Origin of the sequence: Paraburkholderia sp. J11-2, from assembly GCF_905220185.1 — a bacterium.
In the GTDB taxonomy this organism is placed as follows: domain Bacteria; phylum Pseudomonadota; class Gammaproteobacteria; order Burkholderiales; family Burkholderiaceae; genus Paraburkholderia.
In genome coordinates this window covers 321,922-342,205 of sequence record NZ_CAJMYY010000003.1, presented here as the reverse complement: position 1 = coordinate 342,205, position 20,284 = coordinate 321,922, and the positions used below count along the sequence as shown (strand labels likewise).

Annotated in this window: 14 protein-coding genes and 1 tRNA gene; 8 read left to right on the top strand and 7 right to left on the bottom strand. The window is 64.3% G+C overall.

Annotated features, from left to right (window positions below; all coding sequences use genetic code 11):
• Positions 1 to 97: 97 nt before the first annotated feature.
• The 3 genes from glnL to U5A57_RS05935 all read left to right on the top strand — a co-directional run bounded on the left by glnL (position 98) and on the right by U5A57_RS05935 (position 5,098).
• Positions 98 to 1,240: a nitrogen regulation protein NR(II) gene (gene glnL, locus U5A57_RS05945; RefSeq protein ID WP_321909009.1), complete on the top strand. Its 1,143-nt coding sequence runs from the start codon at positions 98 to 100 to the stop codon at positions 1,238 to 1,240.
• Positions 1,241 to 1,309: 69 nt separating this feature from the next.
• Positions 1,310 to 2,887: a nitrogen regulation protein NR(I) gene (gene ntrC / locus U5A57_RS05940; protein WP_321909008.1), complete on the top strand. Its 1,578-nt coding sequence runs from the start codon at positions 1,310 to 1,312 to the stop codon at positions 2,885 to 2,887.
• A gap of 117 nt (positions 2,888 to 3,004) precedes the next feature.
• The gene (locus U5A57_RS05935; protein ID WP_321909006.1) at positions 3,005 to 5,098 is read left to right on the top strand and encodes a prolyl oligopeptidase family serine peptidase; all 2,094 of its coding nucleotides are present in this window, start codon (positions 3,005 to 3,007) and stop codon (positions 5,096 to 5,098) included.
• Positions 5,099 to 5,107: 9 nt separating this feature from the next.
• On the opposite strand, the gene xth is transcribed toward U5A57_RS05935, so the two are convergent.
• Positions 5,108 to 5,893, bottom strand: a complete 786-nt coding sequence (gene xth, locus U5A57_RS05930) for an exodeoxyribonuclease III (RefSeq protein WP_321909004.1) — start codon at positions 5,891 to 5,893, stop codon at positions 5,108 to 5,110.
• A 191-nt stretch (positions 5,894 to 6,084) separates the two neighbouring features.
• Here xth and U5A57_RS05925 point away from each other — a divergent pair, with 191 nt between their 5' ends.
• Positions 6,085 to 6,705 (top strand): 2-hydroxychromene-2-carboxylate isomerase, encoded by a 621-nt coding sequence (locus U5A57_RS05925; protein ID WP_321909002.1) that lies wholly within the window; start codon positions 6,085 to 6,087, stop codon positions 6,703 to 6,705.
• Between the two features lie 77 nt (positions 6,706 to 6,782).
• Here the strand turns inward: U5A57_RS05925 and U5A57_RS05920 are convergent, their stop codons facing one another.
• Positions 6,783 to 7,772: a nitronate monooxygenase family protein gene (locus tag U5A57_RS05920; protein WP_321909001.1), complete on the bottom strand. Its 990-nt coding sequence runs from the start codon at positions 7,770 to 7,772 to the stop codon at positions 6,783 to 6,785.
• A gap of 212 nt (positions 7,773 to 7,984) precedes the next feature.
• Between U5A57_RS05920 and U5A57_RS05915 the strand changes: the two genes are divergently transcribed.
• From U5A57_RS05915 to U5A57_RS05905, 3 genes are all read left to right on the top strand, one after another.
• Positions 7,985 to 8,524, top strand: a complete 540-nt coding sequence (locus U5A57_RS05915) for a PadR family transcriptional regulator (RefSeq protein ID WP_321908999.1) — start codon at positions 7,985 to 7,987, stop codon at positions 8,522 to 8,524.
• 141 nt (positions 8,525 to 8,665) lie between these two features.
• Positions 8,666 to 8,742 (top strand) — tRNA-Met (locus U5A57_RS05910).
• Between the two features lie 489 nt (positions 8,743 to 9,231).
• Complete coding sequence (locus U5A57_RS05905; RefSeq protein WP_321908997.1) at positions 9,232 to 11,310, top strand: site-specific recombinase; 2,079 nt, start codon at positions 9,232 to 9,234, stop codon at positions 11,308 to 11,310.
• Here U5A57_RS05905 and U5A57_RS05900 read toward each other — a convergent pair.
• Positions 11,307 to 12,002, bottom strand: a complete 696-nt coding sequence (locus U5A57_RS05900; protein WP_321908995.1) for an aspartate/glutamate racemase family protein — start codon at positions 12,000 to 12,002, stop codon at positions 11,307 to 11,309. The two genes, U5A57_RS05905 and U5A57_RS05900, sit on opposite strands and share 4 nt — an antisense overlap.
• A gap of 262 nt (positions 12,003 to 12,264) precedes the next feature.
• Here U5A57_RS05900 and U5A57_RS05895 point away from each other — a divergent pair, with 262 nt between their 5' ends.
• Entirely contained in the window at positions 12,265 to 13,551 is a 1,287-nt protein-coding gene (locus tag U5A57_RS05895; RefSeq protein WP_321908993.1) for an amidohydrolase family protein, read from the top strand.
• 84 nt (positions 13,552 to 13,635) lie between these two features.
• Here the strand turns inward: U5A57_RS05895 and U5A57_RS05890 are convergent, their stop codons facing one another.
• The 4 genes from U5A57_RS05890 to fixL form a co-directional block, all read right to left on the bottom strand.
• Positions 13,636 to 15,735, bottom strand: a complete 2,100-nt coding sequence (locus U5A57_RS05890) for a M3 family metallopeptidase (RefSeq protein ID WP_321908991.1) — start codon at positions 15,733 to 15,735, stop codon at positions 13,636 to 13,638.
• Positions 15,736 to 15,986: 251 nt separating this feature from the next.
• Positions 15,987 to 16,841: a bifunctional methylenetetrahydrofolate dehydrogenase/methenyltetrahydrofolate cyclohydrolase FolD gene (gene folD, locus U5A57_RS05885; protein WP_321908989.1), complete on the bottom strand. Its 855-nt coding sequence runs from the start codon at positions 16,839 to 16,841 to the stop codon at positions 15,987 to 15,989.
• A gap of 236 nt (positions 16,842 to 17,077) precedes the next feature.
• Positions 17,078 to 17,725: an oxygen response regulator transcription factor FixJ gene (gene fixJ / locus U5A57_RS05880; RefSeq protein ID WP_158757559.1), complete on the bottom strand. Its 648-nt coding sequence runs from the start codon at positions 17,723 to 17,725 to the stop codon at positions 17,078 to 17,080.
• Positions 17,722 to 20,235, bottom strand: a complete 2,514-nt coding sequence (gene fixL, locus U5A57_RS05875; RefSeq protein WP_321908987.1) for an oxygen sensor histidine kinase FixL — start codon at positions 20,233 to 20,235, stop codon at positions 17,722 to 17,724. The genes fixJ and fixL overlap by 4 nt, the downstream gene beginning before the upstream one ends.
• Between the last annotated feature and the right edge of the window lie 49 nt (positions 20,236 to 20,284).

Sequence of the window (20,284 nt, the reverse complement as noted above, 5' to 3'; positions counted from 1 at the left end):
TTTTTCGTTGGGCGCTTGATGCACGCCGACCCGCTCATTGAACAGTACTAACGACCAGGACCGTAGCCGGTGCGCCGCGTGGCGGCCGGCCTGAAACATGGTGCTCAAGAATCTGATCAAGGCAAGAAAGGGCCACGCCGAACCGCTCTCCGGCGACGCGCCGCTCATCGAGTCGGGCCTGTTGCCCGGCTTCGAGGCGCTGCCCACGGTCGTGCTCGTGCTCGACAAGCGCACGCTGCGTGTCGCCTTCGCGAATCCTTCGGCGGAGGCGATGCTCGATCTCTCGCGCCGTCAACTCGCGCAGATGGCGTGGTCGGATCTCTTCTCGAACGCGGACGAATTGCTTTCGACGATCGCGTCGATCGCCGAGCATCGCTTTCACGCAACGCGGCTCGACGCTTCGCTAGAACGCCTTGGCCGCGAGCCGCTGAACGTGCATGTGGTGGTGGGCTTTCTCGAAAGCGCGCCCGACTATGTGTTGCTCGAACTGTTCGAGAACGAGCGGCATCTGCGCAGCGATCGCGAGGAGCGCATTCACGACCTCACGGCCGTGAACAAGCATTTGATTCGCAATCTCGCGCACGAGATCAAGAACCCGCTCGGCGGCATTCGCGGCGCCGCGCAACTGCTCGAATTCGAGCTTGGCGCGCTGGAGCGCGACGAATTGCGCGAGTACACGCAGGTGATCATCAAGGAGTCGGACCGCCTGCAAACGCTCGTCGACCGGCTGCTGGAGCCGCACCGTCATCCGCATATCGTGGGCGACGTGAATATTCACGAAGTGTGCGAACGCGTGCGCGCCGTGATCCTCGCGGAATTCCCGCGCGGCCTCACGATCGAGCGCGACTACGACGTGAGCGTGCCCGACCTGCGCGGCGACAAGGAGCAGCTGATCCAGGCACTGCTGAACATCGTGCGCAACGCGGCGCAGGCGCTGCGCGAGCGTATCTCGCAGGGCGACGCGCGCATCGAATTGCGCACGCGTGTTGCGCGCAAGATCACGATTTCGAAACGCCTGTGCAAGCTGGCATTGGACTTGCATATCACTGACAACGGACCCGGCATTCCCGAAGATATTCGCGACCGCATCTTCTATCCGCTCGTTTCCGGACGCGAGGATGGCAGCGGTCTCGGCCTTACGCTCGCGCAGACGTTCGTCCAGCAGCACGACGGACTCATCGAAGTGGATAGCCGGCCGGGCCACACCGAGTTTCAGATATTGCTGCCGCTTGATAGTTGAACAAACAACGACTCAAGTTGTTAACGGATTTACCGATACCGCACGCCACCAGGACTTCTGACCGATCTTATGAAGCCGATCTGGATAGTAGACGACGACCAATCGATACGCTGGGTGCTCGAAAAGGCCCTTGCCCGCGAGAACTTCGCGACCCGCAGCTTTTCGAACGTGCGCGAAGCCGCGAGCGCGCTCGATCACGACAGCCCGCAGGTGCTCGTCTCCGACATCCGCATGCCGGGCGGCTCGGGCCTCGAGCTGCTGCAAACGGTGCGCGAGCGTGTGCCGGGGTTGCCCGTCATCATCATGACGGCGTTCTCGGACCTCGACAGCGCGGTCGCCGCGTTTCAGGGCGGCGCGTTCGAGTATCTCGCCAAGCCTTTTGACGTCGACAAGGCCGTCGAGCTGATTCGCCGCGCCGTGGACGAAAGCATGCGCGGCGAGCAGCAGTGGGACGAGCGTCCCGCTGAGGCGCCCGAGATGCTCGGCCAGGCGCCGGCCATGCAGGACATGTTCCGCGCCATCGGACGGCTTTCGCATTCGGCGGCCACCGTGCTCATCACGGGCGAGTCTGGCACCGGAAAGGAGCTTGTCGCGCGCGCCTTGCACCGACATAGCCCACGCGCGAACGGTCCGTTCATTGCGCTGAACACTGCCGCCATTCCGAAGGATCTTCTGGAATCCGAACTGTTTGGCCACGAGCGCGGTGCGTTCACGGGCGCGCAGGCCATGCGCCAGGGCCGCTTCGAACAGGCCGAGAACGGCACGTTGTTCCTCGACGAAATCGGCGACATGCCGTTCGATCTGCAAACGCGCCTCTTGCGTGTGCTCTCGGACGGGCAGTTCTACCGCGTGGGCGGACACAATCCGCTGCGCGCGAACGTGCGCGTGATCGCCGCGACGCACCAGAATCTCGAAACGCGTGTGCGCCAGGGCCTCTTCCGCGAGGACTTGTATCACCGGCTCAACGTGATTCGCCTGCGTTTGCCCGCGCTGCGCGAACGCAGCGAGGACATTCCGTTGCTCACGCGCCACTTCCTCCAGAAGAGCGCGCGCGAACTGGGCGTGGAGCCCAAGCGCGTCTCCGACGAGGCGCTTGCCTGGATGTCCGCGCTGCCGTTTCCGGGCAACGTGCGCCAGCTCGAGAATCTCGCGAACTGGCTCACGGTGATGGCGCCCGCGCAGACCATCGAGATCAAGGATCTGCCGCCTGACCTCGTGCCTGCGCACGGCTCTGCGAGTGCGGCGGCGCATCTCGGCGATGCCGCGGCCGAAGCCAGTGCGGCGGCCAATGGCGCGAGCGCTGCATCGCCCGTTGCGGGTGCTTTGGCGGGCGCGGGCTTGCCTGGCGCCATGGGCGGCGTCTCGGGCGGCGTGGTGTTCGGCACGCCTGCGTTCGGCGCGTCTAACGGTGCCGCGGCTGCCGTGGCGACGCTGAGCGTGTGGGAGAGCGGTTTGCGCACGGAAGTCGCGCGTCTCTTGCGCGAGAACAGCGCCGACGTGATGGACGAACTCTCGCGGCGCTTCGAAGCCGCCGTGATCCGCGAGGCGCTGGATTTCACGCGCGGTCGCAAGGTCGAGGCCGCCGAGCGTCTTGGCATTGGACGCAACACCATTACGCGCAAGATCCAGGAACTCAATCTGGAATGAGCGTGCGTTAGCATGTGGCAACGGGCCGGCCTCGCGCAATGCGAGCCGGCCCGCTGCGCAGTGCGCCGGTGCGCACACAGGGCATAATCGACGCTGTTTTCCTGTCGACGACCGATCATGCCCGTGACTTCTCCCTGGCCCGCCGAGGCCGACCCCTTCCTTTCGCTCGAATCGCTCGACGACCCCGCCGTCATGGCCTGGGTCGAGTCGCAGAATGCGCGCACGCGCGCCGCGTGGCAGGGCGGTGCGCGTTTCGAGGCGCTGGAAAAGCGCCTCGCGCAGGCCTACCTGCCTCGCGAGCGGCCCGTGATCCCGAGCCGCTGGCAGCAGTGGGCCTACGACCTGTGGGAGGACGAGGACAATCCCAAGGGCCTGTGGCGCCGCGCGCTCTGGGCCGACTGGCGCGCTCACAAGCCGCAGTGGCAAACGCTCATCGACTTCGACGCGCTCGGTGCGAAAGAAGGGAAGCCATGGGTGTGTGCGGGTATCGACGTCCTTTACCCGGACGGCGACCGTGCGCTGATCCAGCTCTCCGATGGCGGTTCCGACGCAGTCATCGTGCGCGAGTTCGATATCGTGAAGCGCGAATTCGTGAGCGATGGCTTCGCGATTGCGAAGGAAGGCAAGCACATCATTTCGTGGATCGATCGCGATACCGTGTACCTGGGCTGGGATGCGGGCGGCAAAGCCGGCAAGAAGATGCTCACGCGCTCGGGCTACCCGCGCGAGGTGCGCCGCTGGACGCGCGGCACGGCGCTCGCGGACGCGCCGGTGGTATTCAGCGGCGAGTTCGACGACATCAGCGTCGAGGGCGACTACGACCCGGTTGAAAAGCGCCACGACGTGGTGCGCAGCGTCGACTTCTTCGATTCCTATACCTATCGCCTGGATGAGCGTGGCGACTGGCAAGTGTACGACGTGCCCACGCATGTCTCGGTGGGCGCGTGGCATGGCTGGCTGCTGCTCGAACCGCGCCTCGACTGGACCGTTGCGGGCGTGACGTACAAGGGCGGCGCGTTGCTCGTGATTCGCGAGGACGCTTTCCTCGCAGGTGACCGCGCCTTCACGGCGCTCTTCACGCCGACTCCCGTTACGTCGGCATGCGACTGGACCAATACGCTAAACGTCCTGATCGTCTCCTGGCTCGACGACGTGGAGAGCCGCACGATGCTCTGGCAGCCGCGGCAGGAGGATGGCGCGTGGCGCTGGGAGTCTCGCGTGTTTCCCGCACGTGCGAGTTCGCAGGTGGACGTCTCGCCCATTGAAGACACGCTCAACGACGAGGTATTCGTCGACGTCGACGATTACCTGCTGCCGCCCGAATACTGGTTGGCCGATCTCGCGCAAACCGATCTCCAGCAGTGGGAATTGCTCGACCGCTGGCCCACGCAGTTCGATGCCGGACCGCTCACGGTCATTCGCTCGCACGCGCGCTCGGCCGACGGCACGAGCGTACCGTTCACCGTGATTGGTCCGAAGGCCGTATTGGACGCCGGTTCCCGCCAGGCGTCGCCGTGCCTGCTCACGGGCTATGGCGGCTTCGCGATCGCGCTCACGCCGCAATATCTGGTGGGCTCGGGCATCGGCTGGCTGGAGCAGGGCGGTGTCGTGGCGATCGCGCACATTCGCGGCGGCGGCGAGTACGGCACGGCCTGGCACGTCGAGGCGCAGCGCGAGCATCGCCAGCGCTCGTTCGACGACTTCATCGCCGTGGCCGAACAGTTGATCGCCGATGGCTATACGAGCGCTGCGCAACTGGGTATCAAGGGCGGCAGCAACGGCGGACTGCTTGTGGGTGCGTGCATGGTGCAGCGTCCCGAACTGTTTGGCGCGGTGGTGTGCGAGGTGCCGTTGCTCGACATGCAGCGTTACCCGCTGCTGCATGCGGGCGCGTCATGGATCGACGAATATGGCGATCCTGAGGATGCCGAAGAATCGCGCGCACTCGCCGCTTACTCGCCTTACCACCATGTTAAGCCCGGTGTTGCGTATCCGCCGTCGCTGTTTACCACGTCGACGAGCGACGACCGCGTCCACCCCTCGCACGCGCGCAAGATGGTCGCGCGCATGGAGAAGCAGGGGCACGCGAACGTCTGGTATCTGGAGAACACCGAAGGCGGCCACGGCCCCGGCAGCGATTCGCTCGAGCGCGCAGAATATGACGCGCTCGTCTATCGCTTTCTGTGGACCACGCTCGCGGGAAGCTGGTAAGGCGGGCGTTTAGCCGGCGACATCGAGCGTGGCGATGACCGGCGTGTGATCCGAAGGCTGTTCCCACTTGCGCGGCACCTTGTCGACTTCACATGCGGTGAGGTGCCCCGCGAGCGCGGGCGAAAGCAGAATGTGATCGATGCGCAAGCCCGCGTTGCGGCGAAACGCGAACATGCGGTAATCCCACCACGTGAAGATCTTTTCGGGCTGCTCGAACTGGCGGAACGCGTCGACGAAGCCCAGTTCGATCAGCCGGCGGAACTGCGTACGTTCTTCGGGCGAGACGAGGTTCTGGCCTTCCCAGGCCTTCGGATCGTGCACGTCGCGGTCTTCGGGCGCGATGTTGTAGTCGCCGAGCAGCGCGAGCTTCGGGTAGCGCTGCATTTCCTGCGCGAGCCAGTCGTGCATGGCGTCGAGCCATTGCAGCTTGTACGCGAACTTCTCGGTGCCCGGCGCCTGGCCGTTCGGGAAATAGGCGCTCACCACGCGCACATCGCCGATGGTCGTCGCGATCACGCGCTGTTGCGGATCTTCGAAGCCAGGAATGTTGCGCACGACCGTGGCTTCGTCGACGAAGAGGCCTTCGCGCACGAGAATGCCCACGCCGTTATAGGTCTTCTGGCCCGCGAACCAGCTGCGATAGCCGTGCGCCTCGAGGTCGGCGCGGGGGAACTTGTCGTCGGTGAGCTTCAGTTCCTGGAGGCAGAGCACGTCGGTCTTGCTCTCGTTGAGCCAGTCGATGACGTGCTGCAGACGGACCTTGAGGGAATTGACGTTCCACGTTGCGATTTTCATGTGAGGCTCGATAGGGTGACGGTGTGCTTTCTGTGCACTTCGGCGCCATTATCGCCTGCGCCGATGACCGGTACGGCTTTCTTTGCATCATGGTGCTTGTCTCGCGCTCGTTGATGGCAGCCCGGTTTCCGGTATCTTAGGATGTCGGCGTGCGTGGGCAAAGCTGCGCAAATTTACATAGGGGAGACACAATGGGTGACGTCAACGTGCAGTTTCTGTTCGACTTCGGCAGTCCTAACGCGTATCTGTGCCATAAGGTGATCGGCGACATCGAGGCGCGCCAGCAGGTGCGTTTCGACTATGTGCCGATACTGCTTGGCGGCCTCTTCAAGCTAAGCGGCAACCGCTCGCCGGGCGAGGCGTTCGCGGGTGTCGAAAACAAGCAGAAGTTCATGATGCTGGAGATGCGGCGCTTCGTCGAGCGGCATGGACTCACGGCTTATCGGCGCAATCCGCACTTTCCGGTGAATACGCTGCAAATCATGCGCGGCGCGATTGCCGCGCAGCGTAACGGCACGTTCGAACGCTACGTCGACCGTATGTTCGCGCACATGTGGGAAGAGGGGCTCAAGATGGACGACGCTGCGGTGATCCGCACAGCGCTCCAGGCAGATGGTCTCGACGCCACCGCGTTTGAAACGGCGATTCAGGACGCCGACGTGAAAGCCGCGTTGCTGGCGAATACGCAGTTGGCGTTCGAGCGCGGCGCATTCGGTTCGCCGACGTTCTTTGTCGGTGACGAAATGTACTTCGGCAAGGATCAGTTGCGCGACGTCGAAGAGGAAATCGCGCGCGTGAAATTGCGCACATAACGCGCGCGCACAAGGCGCGCTGCTTCATGACGAAGCGAGGCGGGCGCGGCATGATCGCCCCCGCCTCGCGCCGCGCATCAAAGCGCGGCTTGCTCCTCGGCTTGCGGTGCGGTGGCCACGCCCAGACGCACGCGCGCTGCCTGATATTCGAGCTTCAAACGCTCGATGAGTTCGGCGGCCGGCACGACGCTCTTCACCGCGCCAATGCCCTGGCCCGAGCCCCAGATATCCTTCCACGGCTTCACGCGCGTCGAGCCGAAATTCATCGCCGACGGATCCGACTGCGGCAACGCTTCCGGATCGAGGCCGCTCGCGACGATGCTCTGGCGCAGATAGTTGCCGTGCACGCCGGTGAAGAGATTCGAGTAGACGATGTCGCCCGCGGCGCCGTCAACGATCATCTGCTTGTACGCGTCGACGGCATTCGCTTCATGCGTGGCGATGAACGCCGAGCCGATATAGGCGAGGTCTGCGCCTGCTGCCTGCGCCGCGAGAATCGCGTTGCCGTTGCCGATCGCGCCCGAAAGCAGCAGGGGGCCGTCGAACCATTCGCGAATCTCGTGGATCAGCGCGAACGGCGAGAGCACACCTGCATGGCCGCCGGCACCGGCGGCCACGGCGATCAGGCCATCCGCGCCTTTTTCGATCGCCTTCTTCGCGAACGTGTTGTTGATGACGTCGTGCAGCACGATGCCGCCCCATGCGTGGATCGCATGGTTGACTTCTTCACGCGCGCCGAGCGACGTAATGACGATCGGCACCTTGTATTGCGCGCAAACGCCCAGGTCGTGCTCGAGGCGGTCGTTCGACTTGTGCACGATCTGGTTCACGGCGAACGGCGCAGCCGGCGCGTCCGGGTGCTTCGCGTTGTATTCGGCGAGTTCGGTGGTAATGCGGTCCAGCCATTCACCGAGCACGGGCTCGGGCCGCGCATTGAGCGCAGGGAACGAGCCGACCACGCCCGCCTTGCACTGGGCGATCACGAGATCGGGATTCGAAATGATGAAGAGCGGCGAGCCGACGACCGGAATCGACAGGCCGCGGCGCAGCACGGCGGGCAGGGACATCCATATCTCCTTGACAGGGGCGGCGGCCGGGTGCGGCTGCCGTCGCGTGATTTGTTGCGTGACGCGTTGCAAGACGCGTTGCGCCGGCGTGGGCGCCGGCTGGCAGGCTTAAACATAGCAAAGCCGCCGAAACTATGCAACCAGTTGCATAGTGGAAAAATTCGATCCGCAACAGATCCGGCATGGGGTGGGGCGTGGTTTAGAATCGCCGCATGTCGACGCCCCACGCCATCCTCATCGCCTTGCTGGAGAAGCCTTCGTCGGGCTACGACCTCGCGCGCCGCTTCGATCGCGCGATCGGCTACTTCTGGCATGCCACGCATCAACAGATCTATCGCGAACTGGGCCGCATGGTCGAGGCGGGGTGGGTGTCGGTCGTCGAGGACGAGACGGCTGCCGCGTCGCGCAAGAAGGTGTATTGCGTGTTGCCGGTGGGGCGCGATGAGGTGGCGCGCTGGGCGCGCGAGACGGTGCTCGACCTCGACTCGCGCAACGTGTTCCTGCTCAAGCTGCGTGCCGATGCCGTGATCGGGCCGCTCGGCCTCGCCGAGGAGCTCGCGCGGCTCATCGCCGAAAATCGCGCGCGGCTCACGACTTATCGGGAGATCGAGCAACGCGATTTTGGATCGCCTTCGCTCACGCGCGGGCAGCAGTTGCAGTATGCGATCCTCAAGGCGGGCATTCACACGCAGGAGATGTGGCTGGCCTGGGCGGAAGAGGTGTGGCCGCTGGTGGAGCCTGCGCAGGCGTAGTCCAATTTGCCAGGGTGTCCGAAGCAATCGCGGTGTGACGAGCGCTCGCTCGATGATGGTCGAAGGCGTGATGTGTCACCTGAATGAAAAAGATGTTTGACGGAAGGCCTTCGATACCTTATACTTCTTTTCTCTGACGGACGCGGGGTGGAGCAGTCTGGCAGCTCGTCGGGCTCATAACCCGAAGGTCGTAGGTTCAAATCCTACCCCCGCAACCAAAGCCTAATCAGGCTTTTCGTACAAACCGTCACGCAAATGAACCCGCTCTTGAGCGGGTTTTTTGTTGCCCAGCGAAATCCGGTACGAACGGCTCCGCAGTCGTCGCCACTCACACATCTTCCTCGTATCGCAGGCGCGAAGCTTCCTCCGTAACCCGTTGCGGCAAGCCTTTGTGCCGATCCATGAAACCGCCGCGAGCGGTTTTTTCTACCTTACGCATCCCGCTCATCAAGACGGCCGACTCGCGCATAGTGACCACCATCGCTCGCATGACGTCAGCGCTCACAGGGTGGATTCATTCGACGTTTCCGGCGTGTCCGGGCCGACTTGACCGCTGACAAGTCGAGGCGACTTCCGACTTTGTCCGATGTCCAGCAGCCCTTAACCTTCTCTGCCTGCCGGCGCTTGCTGACCAGCCGACCGGCAGGCGGCAGCCTTTTCGTCTCTTGTCGCCCCCCGAACGTGCGTACCGTTTTGCCCGCAACCCCATGAAGAAACCCGTCACTTCCGATACCCATCAGTCGGCGCTCGAGCGCGTTCTGGATGGCTTCGTCGATGCGAGCGAGTCAGACATTGTGCTTCTGAGCGATCTCGTCAGCAGGATCCGCCCACGCCGCGCCTTCCATGGCGAGGCGGCCAGACATGCGGTCTACACGCTTTGCTTTCTGCTCGAGCACCGCAGCGACTATCGAGCCGCGCTGCGCGGCGCGCTGCGGCGCCTGCTGACCGAGCGCAAGCAGGTGGCACTGTATACGGACGTTGGCATTTTCCCGAACAACGGTTTTTTCACCGAAGTGACGCACCGGCTCGTTCGCAGCACGCTGCTGCCCGATTTGCTCGATCTGGGCCAGTTGCGCGATGTGATCGCCAAGGTCTTCGGGCGCGCAAGCGATCATCTGTGGGTGCGCGAGGTGGGTGTCGACGCGTGGACCGACCTGCTGCGCGCGCTGCGATTCGACGAAGACGCAGAGGAAGAATGCGCACGCGACGCGCCGGGCGCGGTGCAGCCTCTGCATCAAGTGCTCGAAGCGTTGCGCGTGCTGTCTTACCGGATTGCCGCCATTGGCCTCGAGCCCGAAATGCTGCGGCACGACCCGATGCTCGAATCGGAACGCTCGCCATTCATCGCGCAAAATCAGGAAATACTGGCCTACATTGCGAGCTTCGAGACGTCGCCCGCCCGCACCGCCGGCATCGACTCGCAACACGTTGCGGTGCTGCTGGATCAGTGCCGCGCCGTCGGCGACCGGATTCGCAAACGCGCGGCGCGCGCTGGCACCAGCGTCTCGCTGACATTGCATCTGCTGCGCTTGAACCAGCATCTCTCCCGTGCCGAAACGCTGATCGACCTGGTGGCGGCGCTGCGCGAGTCGCTCGAGGCCGATATCGTGCTGCCGATGATCGCCGACCTCGCATCCGGGCTCATTCAGGCGGAATGCTGCCGCAACAATTTGCGCGATTACTTCCGCCAGAATGTCGAGTTGATCGCACTGCGCGTGACCGAAAATGCCGGCCATGCGGGCGAGCACTATATTGCGGCAAGCCGCAAGGATTACTTTGCGCTGCTACGTTCGGCGCTGCTCGGCGGTTCCATCATCGGTTTCATGTCGGCGCTCAAGTTCATCATTGCCGGGTATGGCTGGACGCCGCTCAACGAATCGTTCGCCTTCGGGCTCAACTACGGGCTCGGCTTCGTGCTGATTCACATCCTGCGCGGCACCGTAGCCACCAAGCAGCCCGCGATGACGGCCCATGTACTGGCCGCGGCAATCAAGGACAGCAGCCGCAAGGGCGGGCGCGACCTCGAGCACCTCGTGACGCTGGTTGTGCGAACCATGCGCAGCCAGACCGCGGCGATCTTCGGCAACGTGGCGCTGGCCGTGCCGGTCGCGATGTTGATCGGGCTTGCGTACCGGTGGGCGACAGGGCATCCGCTGATCAGCGCCGCCAGGGCCACGGGACTGCTCAACGAGGTGGCGTTCAAACCGTCCACGCTGGTCTACGCAGCACTTGCGGGCGTCTGTCTTTTCCTTGCCGGTCAGATCAACGGCTACTGCGACAACCTGTGCATCTACGAGCGCATTCCCGAGCGGATTACACACATCCGCTGGGCGAGGCGTGTGTTCGGCGAGCGCAATCTGCAACGCATTGCCAACTATGTCAGAGGTAACCTCGGTGCGTTGATCGGCAACCTCGTATTCGGTTTCATGTTGAGCGCGGTATGGGTGGCCGGCATGCTGCTCGGGCTGCCGCTCGACATCCGGCACGTCGCATTTGCGTCCACGTACTCCGGTTTCGCGAGCGTTTCGCTCGATTTTGCGGTACCCCAGACCTTGCTCCTGGGCGCCATGGCGGGAACCTGGGCGATCGGCACGATTAACCTGTTCGTGAGCTTCAGTCTTGCGATGTGGGTCGCGCTGCGCGCGCGCAACGTCACCTTTGGCGAGACGCGCCGGCTGTTCGGCGACGTGTTGAGTCGCCTGCGCCGTCATCCCAGGGACTTCTTTTTCCCGCCGCGCACACATCTCGCAGCGGGTCATGATGTGCCAGGCGAGACAGGCGGTTAGCCCCCCAATGACCAATCCACCGCGGCCTGCGCATGTAACGCGGTGGTGTCGAATACCGGCAGGGTCGAATCTTTCGGGCCAATCAGCAGCGTGATTTCCGTACAGCCGAGAATGACGGCCTGCGCGCCGCGCGCGGCGAGGTCTTCTATGACGCGCTGGTAGACACGGCGCGATTGCGCATTCACATTGCCGTGACACAACTCGTCATAGATGATGCGATGCACATCCGCGCGATCGTGTTCGTTCGGTACGATCGCTTCGATACCGTGTGCTTCGCGCAGCCGTCCCACATAAAAGTCCTGCTCCATCGTGTAGCGCGTGCCGAGCAGCGCCGCGCGCGTGACGCCGGCGGCGCGCAATGCCTGGCCGGTCGGGTCCGCGATATGCAGGAAGGGAATGGAGATTGTCGCCTCGATCGCCGCGCATACGCGGTGCATGGTGTTCGTCGCGAGCAGCACGATGTCCGCGCCGCCGCGTTCGAGCTGGCGGGCGGCGTCGGCCATCTGCACGCCGAGCGCGTCCCAGTCGCCCGCGCGCTGGCGTTCCTCGACTTGCGCGAAGTCCACGGTCACCATCAGGCTGCGTGCGTTGTGATGCCCGCCCAGACGCGCTTTCGCATGGCGGTTCAGCAGCCGGTAGTACTCGGCCGACGATTCCCAGCTCATTCCTCCGATCACGCCGATCGTCTTCATCGATTTCCCTCTCACGCTCTTGGACTAGTCAGTCCGCACGAGTATAGGCGTGTCCGGCGCGCGGTACAGGTACGCTCGGGCCGATCCGACGCAGTACGGTCATGGGCGCGGCCCGCATACAGTCCGTTTGTTAAGTACCCGGACCGTGAAAGCGCATGCTTGCGACCTCGCGCCGCCGGTTACGGTGATGGCGGCGCTATTCTGGCGTCGCTAGAATCGAAGCGAAAGGCACTCGCCGCCCGACCAGAACAAGGAGCCGCAGATGGACCTGATCATTCGCCGCGCGGTGCTCGCGCATGCCCATCCCGCCGGGTATCCCACGGTGGATATCGGCATCGACGGCGGGCGCATTGCCGCCGTGGAACCGCATCTCGCGGCGGCGGCACGCGAGGAGATCGATGCGGCGGGTGCGCTCGTGAGCGCACCGTTCGTCGACGCGCATTTCCACATGGACGCCACGCTCTCGTATGGCCTGCCGCGCGTGAATGCGTCGGGCACGCTGCTGGAGGGCATTGCGCTGTGGGGCGAGCTCAAGCCGCATCTCACGCAGGAGGCGCTCGTCGAGCGCGCGCTTCAGTACTGCGACTGGGCCGTCGCGCGCGGGCTGCTCGCCATCCGCTCGCACGTCGATGTGTGCGACGCGCGGCTGCTCGCGGTCGAAGCGCTGCTCGAAGTGAAGCGCCGTGTCGCGCCGTATCTCGATCTCCAGCTTGTGGCGTTTCCGCAGGATGGCGTCTTGCGCAGCCCCGGCGCTTTCGACAATCTCAAGCGCGCGATCGCGATGGGCGTGGACGTGGTAGGCGGCATTCCCCACTTCGAGCGCACGATGGCGGAGGGCGCCGAATCGGTGCGCCTGCTCTGCGAGTTCGCCGCCGAAAAGGGCCTGCGCGTGGACATGCATTGCGACGAATCCGACGACCCGCTTTCGCGCCACATCGAAACGCTCGCGGCGCAAACGCATCGCCTGGGCCTGCACGGGCGCGTGACCGGCTCGCATCTCACGTCGATGCATTCGATGGACAACTACTACGTGAGCAAGCTGATTCCGCTCATGTGCGAATCCGGTGTCGCGGCGATTGCGAATCCGCTCATCAACATCACGCTGCAGGGGCGCTCCGATACCTACCCGAAGCGCCGCGGCATGACGCGCGTGCCTGAGTTGATGGCGGCAGGCGTGACTGTTGCATTCGGCCACGATTGCGTGATGGACCCGTGGTACAGCTTCGGCTCGGGCGACATGCTCGAAGTCGCGCATATGGGTCTGCACGTCGCGCAGATGACGGGCACCGACGCCTCGCGCGCCTGCTTCGATGCGGTGACCGTGAATGCCGCGACGATCCTTGGCCTTGAAGGCTATGGCGTGGCGCCCGGGTGCGCGGCGAACCTCGTCGTGCTCGACGCGCGCGATCCCATCGAGGCGATCCGGTTGCGCGCAGCGCGGCTCGCAGTCGTGAGCCGGGGCAGGGTGGTGAGCCGGCAACCTGCACAGCGCGCGGCGCTTTCGCTCGAGGGGCGGCCGGAAAGCGTCGATTTCAGGCTGCATCGATAAAACGCAAAGGCAACAAAAAACCGCGCATGGGTTGCACACCCATGCGCGGTTTTAGTTCGGATCGCTTACGAGCGAGTCACGTGATCATGACTGTGCCGGCGGCTGCTCCATGCCGTTGTGACGCAGCAGCGCGTCGATGTTCGGCTCGCGGCCGCGGAAGGCCTTGAACGACTCCATCGCCGGGCGGCTGCCGCCCACTTCGAGAATTTCCTTGCGGTAGCGCGTGCCGGTCGCTTCGTCGAGCACGCTCGACTTCGCGGCCTGCGCGGCTTCCTCGAAGGCTGCGTAGGCGTCGGCGGAAAGCACTTCGGCCCACTTGTAGCTGTAGTAGCCGGCCGCATAGCCGCCCGCGAAGATATGGCTGAACGTGTTCGGCCAACGCGAGAACGAAGTCTGCGGAATGACGTGATAGCGCTCGTTGATCTCGCGCGCCAGGTCGTTCGCGCTCTTGCCCTTCGAAGCGTCGAAGTCGACGTGCAGCGCCATGTCGAACATCGAAAACACGATCTGGCGCAGCGTGCCGAGACCGCTCTGGAAGTTCTTCGCGGCGAGCATCTTGTCGAAGAGTTCGCGCGGCAGCGGCTTGGCGGTTTCAACGTGCGAACTCATCTCGCGCACCACGTCCCATTCCCAGCAGAAGTTCTCCATGAACTGCGAGGGCAGTTCGACGGCGTCCCACTCCACGCCGTTGATGCCCGATACGCCCAGTTCATCGACACGCGTGAGCATGTGGTGCAGGCCGTGGCCGAACTCGTGGAAGAGCGTGATGACTTCGTCGTGCGTGAAGCACGCGGGACGGCCGCCCACCGGCGCCGAGAAGTTGCACGTGAGATACGCGACGGGCGTTTGCACGCCGTTGCCTTCGAGCTTGCGGCGCGAGCGTGCGTCGTCCATCCATGCGCCGCCGCGCTTGCCTTCACGCGCGTAGAGATCGAGATAGAACTGCGCGACGAGCGTGCCGTCCGCATTTTCCACGCGGAAGAAACGCACATCGGGATTCCACACCGGCGCGCTGTCTGCGCGGATACGCACGCCGAACAGCGTTTCCGTGACCTTGAACAGGCCCTGCAGCACGAAGTCTTCGGGGAAATATTGCTTTACCTCGTTCTCGGAAAACGAGTAGCGCTTCTGGCGCAGGCGCTCGGCGGCGAACGCCATGTCCCACGGTTCGATCTGCGCGAGGCCCAGTTCGCTCGCGGCAAATTCGCGCAGCTCTTCCCAGTCCTTTTCGGCGTGCGGGCGCGCGCGCGTGGCGAGGTCCTCGAGGAAGCTCATGACCTGGGCCGGCGTTTCCGCCATCTTCGGCGTGAGCGAGACTTCAGCGAAGTTGTTGTAGCCGAGCATCTTCGCTTCTTCGGCGCGCAGCTTCAGTTGCTCCTCGATGATCGCCGTGTTGTCCCATTCGGCCTTGCCGCCGCCGTAGACGGGACCGAGTTCCGATGCGCGCGTGACGTAGGCGCGGTACATCGTTTCGCGCATCGCGCGGTTTTCCGAGTACTGCAGCACCGGGAAGTACGAGGGGAAGTGCAGCGTGAATTTCCAGCCTTCCTTGTTCTCGCGCTCGGCGGCTTCACGCGCGGCGGCGATCACGTCTTCGGGCAGGCCCACGAGATCGGCTTCGCTCGTCGCGTAGAACGCGTACCCATTGGTCGCGTCGAGCACGTGGTCGGAGAAGGCTTTGGCGAGCGCGGCCTGGCGCTCCTGCAGTTCGGCGAAACGCGGCTTCTGGTCTTCGGGCAACTCCGCGCCCGAGAGGCGGAAGTCGCGCAGCGAGTTGTCGAGGATCTTCTTGCGCTCGCCCGAAAGCAGTTCGAACGAGTTGTGATTCGTGATGGCCTTGTACTTCTTGAACAGTTCGAGATTCTGGCCGACGCTCGACCAGAATTCGGTCACACGCGGCAGGTTCTCGCCGTGGGCGGCGCGCAGTTCGGGTGTGTCGGCGACGGCGTTCAGGTGACCGACTACGCCCCAGGCGCGCGAAAGCGGCTCGCTCGCTCGCTCGACCGGCTCGACCACGTCGCTCCATTGCGAGGGCGTCATGGGCTGCGCGGCGCGCTCCACCGCGGCCTTTGCGTTCGCGAGCAGCACGTCGAGCGCGGGCGTCACATGCTCGGGGCGGATTTCGCCAAAGCGCGGCAGGCCGGTGAAATCGAGGAGCGGATTGTCGGAGGGGGTAGTAGCCATGATGCTTCCTGTTCCTGTCTGTCGCGGGTTAGGGGACCGGGGCGCGGCATGCGCGCGCGTGCCCGATATTTCGGTTATTGGGGCGCCAAGTGCACTTTCCAACCGGGCTATCCGAGCAAATTAACAGATGTGGCGCAACGGCGGCGAAATCCCTGCCCGCGTGACGCGCGCGGGCGGTCGTCGCAAAAAGAAAGCGGCCCGTAATGGGCCGCTTCCGGAACGTCATGCTGTAACGCGCGCTCGCACAATGCTTATGCTGCGGCCGCGCGCTCCGCCGCTTCGATCGTGTTCACGAGCAGCATGGTGATGGTCATCGGGCCGACGCCGCCCGGCACCGGCGTGATGAAGCCGGCCACGTCCTTGAGGCCAGCGAAATCGACGTCGCCGCAGAGCTTGCCGTTGTCGTCGCGGTTCATGCCCACGTCGATCACGGTGGCGCCGGGCTTGATCATGTCGGCGGTCAGCACGTTGCGTTTGCCCACCGCGGCGACCACGACATCGGCGTCGCGCGTGTGCTTCGCGAGGTCGCGCGTCTTGCTGTGGCAGATCGTGACCGTCGCGCCCTTTTCGAGCAGCAGCAGCGCCATGGGCTTGCCGACGATGTTCGAGCGGCCGATCACCACGGCGTTTGCGCCTTCGAGTGGGATCTTGTATTCCTCGAACATCTTCATCACGCCATAGGGCGTGCACGGGCGAAAGAGCGGTTGGCCCGTCATGAGCGCGCCCGCGTTGGCGACGTGAAAGCCGTCAACGTCCTTCTCGGGCGCGATCGCCTCGATGACCTTGTGGCTGTCGATGTGCTTGGGCAGCGGCAACTGCACGAGAATGCCGTTGATCTTCGGGTCGCGGTTCAGTTCGTCGATGCGCTTGAGCAGGTCGGCTTCGGAAAGCGACTCGGGATAGCGGTCGTACGACGAGTAGAGGCCGTTGTCTTCGCAGGCTTTGACCTTGTTGCGCACGTAGACTTCGCTCGCCGGATTGTCGCCGACCAGCACGACGGCGAGTCCCGGCTGATGGCCGCGGGCGGTGAGGGCGGCGGCGCGCATGGCGACGTCGGCGCGCAGTTTCTTGGAGAGGGCGTTGCCGTCGATGATAGTGGCAGTCATGGTCGGTCGGGGTCGAGAGTGGGCAATGCGGGCTCGTGGGGGCGCGAGCGCTGGCGCGCGTGGGGTGCGGGCGAGCGGCATAGGGCGGGCGCCATTCGAAGGCCGACATTATACCCGCGCGCAGGGCGGGCTCTGACCTGAACGGGCGATGGGCGAAGCAGGAGGGTCGCGGCGAGACGCCGCGGGCTGCATTGGCGCGCTGAGGCGCGCGCCAATGCAGCGCGGGAAGGGGGCGCTTACTGCTGCGCCTGTTGCGGCTTGTTGGAGAGCGCGAGACGCAGCAGGTCGGCGACCGTGTTGACGTTGAGCTTCTCCATGATGTTGGCGCGGTGCGCCTCCACCGTTTTGATGCTGATGCCAAGGTCGTCGGCGATTTGCTTGTTCAGGCGGCCCGCGATGATGCGCTCGAGCACCTGGTGCTCGCGCGCCGTGAGCTTGCCGAGGCGTTCGGCGGCCGCGCGCTGTTGCTGCACGTTCGTGCTTTCGTTGCGCGCCTTGTCGAGCATGCGCTCCACGAGCTTGCGCAGTTCGGCTTCGTCGAAGGGCTTCTCGATGAAGTCCATCGCGCCCTTCTTCATGGTCGAAACGGCCATCGGCACGTCGCCGTGGCCCGTCACGAAGATGGTCGGCAGCGCGGCGTTTTCTGCGATCAGACGTTCCTGCAATTCGAGACCGCTCATGCCCGACATACGCACGTCGAGAATCAGGCAGGCGATCTGGCCGGCCTGTTGTGCCGGCTGGTAGGCCTCGAGGAACTCCTCCGCGCTATTGAAACACTGGACGCGGTAGCCGTTCGCTTCGAGGAGCCATCGCAGGGAGTCTCGTACGGCCTCGTCGTCATCGACAACAAAGACGGTTTCCTGGGTGGTGACTGGGCTGTTCATGGCTCTCCCGTAACGGTTTGTGGAGTCGGTTCGTCGGTGTTCCGCGAGGGGGTGTCCGATTCGCCGATGGGCAGACTGCAATGGAACGTTGCGCCGCTGATGTGGCCGTCGGATTCGACGTTGTTGACCACCCAGAGACGCCCGCGGTGCGATTCAATGATGGAACGGCAGATGTTCAGGCCCATGCCCATGCCGTCCGATTTGGTGCTGTAGAAGGGTTCGAAGAGGCGCTCGGCCGTGGCTTCGTCCACGCCCGGGCCCTGATCGACGACGCTGATGCACACGTTGCCGCCTTCGCGTTTCACGATCACGCGGATCACCGGGTCGATCGCATTCGGGCGCGCATCGGCCATGGCTTCTGCTGCGTTCTTCAGCAGATTGACGAGCACCTGCTCGATCAGCACCGGATCGACGTAGATCACGGGCATGCGCGAGCGCATGTCGGTCACGATGCGGATGCGGCGCTTGCGCGCCTCGATCTCGGCAAGACCTACCGCGTCGGCGACGATGTCGGCCACACGCGCGGCCTGCCGCTTCGGTTCGGAGCGCTTCACGAATTCGCGGATGCGCTTGATGATCATGCCGGCGCGCACGGCCTGCTGCGCCGTTTTTTCGAGCGCGGGCAACAGGTTCTCGGGCGCGCCGCGGCCCGACTTCACGAGCGCGACGGTGCCCGAGGCATAGTTGTTGATGGCGGCGAGCGGCTGATTCAGTTCGTGCGCGAGCGACGAGGCCATTTCGCCCATCGTCATCAGGCGGCTCGTGAACTGGAGCTTTTCGTCCTGCTGGCGGGCCAGTTCCTGCGCCTGCTTGCGCGTGGTGATGTCGGTCGCGATCTGCATCTGCGCGAGGTGGCCGTCGACCCACTGGATGTACTGGCGGCGCACTTCGAACCACTTCTGGATGCTCTCGACGTACACCTCCTGGGCATCCGCCGTGCTTTCGGTGAGCGCGGTGGCGGGCAGGCCGGCGAACGCGTCGACCATGTCGATCGAGTCCGAGGAAGCGCTGGCCGAATCGAAGCCGCCACCGCCCGCGAGTTCCAGATGGCCGTCCGGGCGGATGCCGAACAGGTGGCGGTAGTAGCGGTTCGCAAACAACAGTTCGGCTTCGTCGGCGGCGAGCACCGAGACGGCGGCGTCGAGGCTTTCCAGCACCGTGGTGAAGCGCTCGTGCGCGGCGGCGAGTTCTTCGCGTGCGCGCTTGGGTTCCGTGATGTCGGTCATCGACGACATCCAGCCGGTCTGGCGGCCTGAGCTATCGATGAGCGGCGAGACATAAAGCCGCGCGTGGAATTGCGAGCCGTCCTTGCGGCGCACGCGCAACTCGAAGCCTGAGGAGGGCGCCTTGCCGCGCAGCGTCATGTCGAGCTGGCGCTGCATTTCGGGGTAGGCGTCGCGCGGCCAGTAGGGGAACGGTGCGTTCTTGCCCACGAGGTCGCTTTCGTCCCAGCCGGTCATGCGGCAGAACGCCGGGTTCACGTGCGTGATGCGCCCATGCATGTCGAGCACACGCATGCCGATCAGCACCGAATTTTCCATGGCGCGGCGGAAGAACGCTTCCGCGTAGAGCGCCTGCTGCGCCTCGAAGCGCTGGCGCGTGTGCTTCCACAGGCTCCAGAGACTCCACAGCACGAAACACGACAGACCGGCAACCAGCCACACGAGCGTGTTGTTCGTGAAGTTGGTCATCTGCGGGTACGAGTACACGCGCACCGAAACGCCCTGGCCCGGCGGGTCGAGCGGCAGGTCGTAGTAGACGTCGCGCGGCAGGCGCGGGCGCGTCGAGGTGGTGGCGAGCTCGCGGTTGTTCGCGTCGAGAATCGAGATCTTGTACTTGGCCGACAGCTCGGGCGGGATGTCGTGCTTCAGGATGCCTTCGACTGAGAACACGGCCGCGATCGAACCAAGGAATTCCCGATCGCGGTATACCGGCGTTTGCAGCGTGATGTAACCGTTACCGACGTCGTCGTAAATGAGCGGCGAATACACCTGGCGGCGCGTGGCGCGCGCCTCGGCGAATGCGGCCTTCACGGCCTCGTCCATTTGCGCGTCGTTCGGCTTCGCGAGGCGCTGGCCGAATACCGGCATCGCCGTGTTGGGCCAGCGCGGCTCCTCCTGGCTCGTGTACCAGTTGAGATAGAGGATCTCGGGATGGCCCTGCATGATGTCCGTCGTGGACGTCTGGAAATACTGCGGGTCGCTATGCCCCGCGGCCAGGTCGCGAGCCAGCGCCTGCAGCTGCTCCTGCGCGCCTGTCATGGAAAGCCGGATCTGCTGCTGGGCCCACGCCACGTTGCGGTAGAGCGTGTCTTCCTGCTGCTGTTGCTCGCGGCGGTTCAGGCTCCACAAGATCAGGCTCATGACGATCAAAAACACGAGGATCGACAGGAGCGGCGTCAGCAAATAGGAATTCGACCACCAGGGTCCGTGGTGCCAGCGAGATGGCGACGACTCGCCGGGCGTTCCGGGCGGCCGCGCCGAGCGTGCGAAAAGCCGTTCGGTCAACATGGCAAGGATTGTAGCTCAGCGTAAGACGCCGAAATGCCGTGAAAAAAGC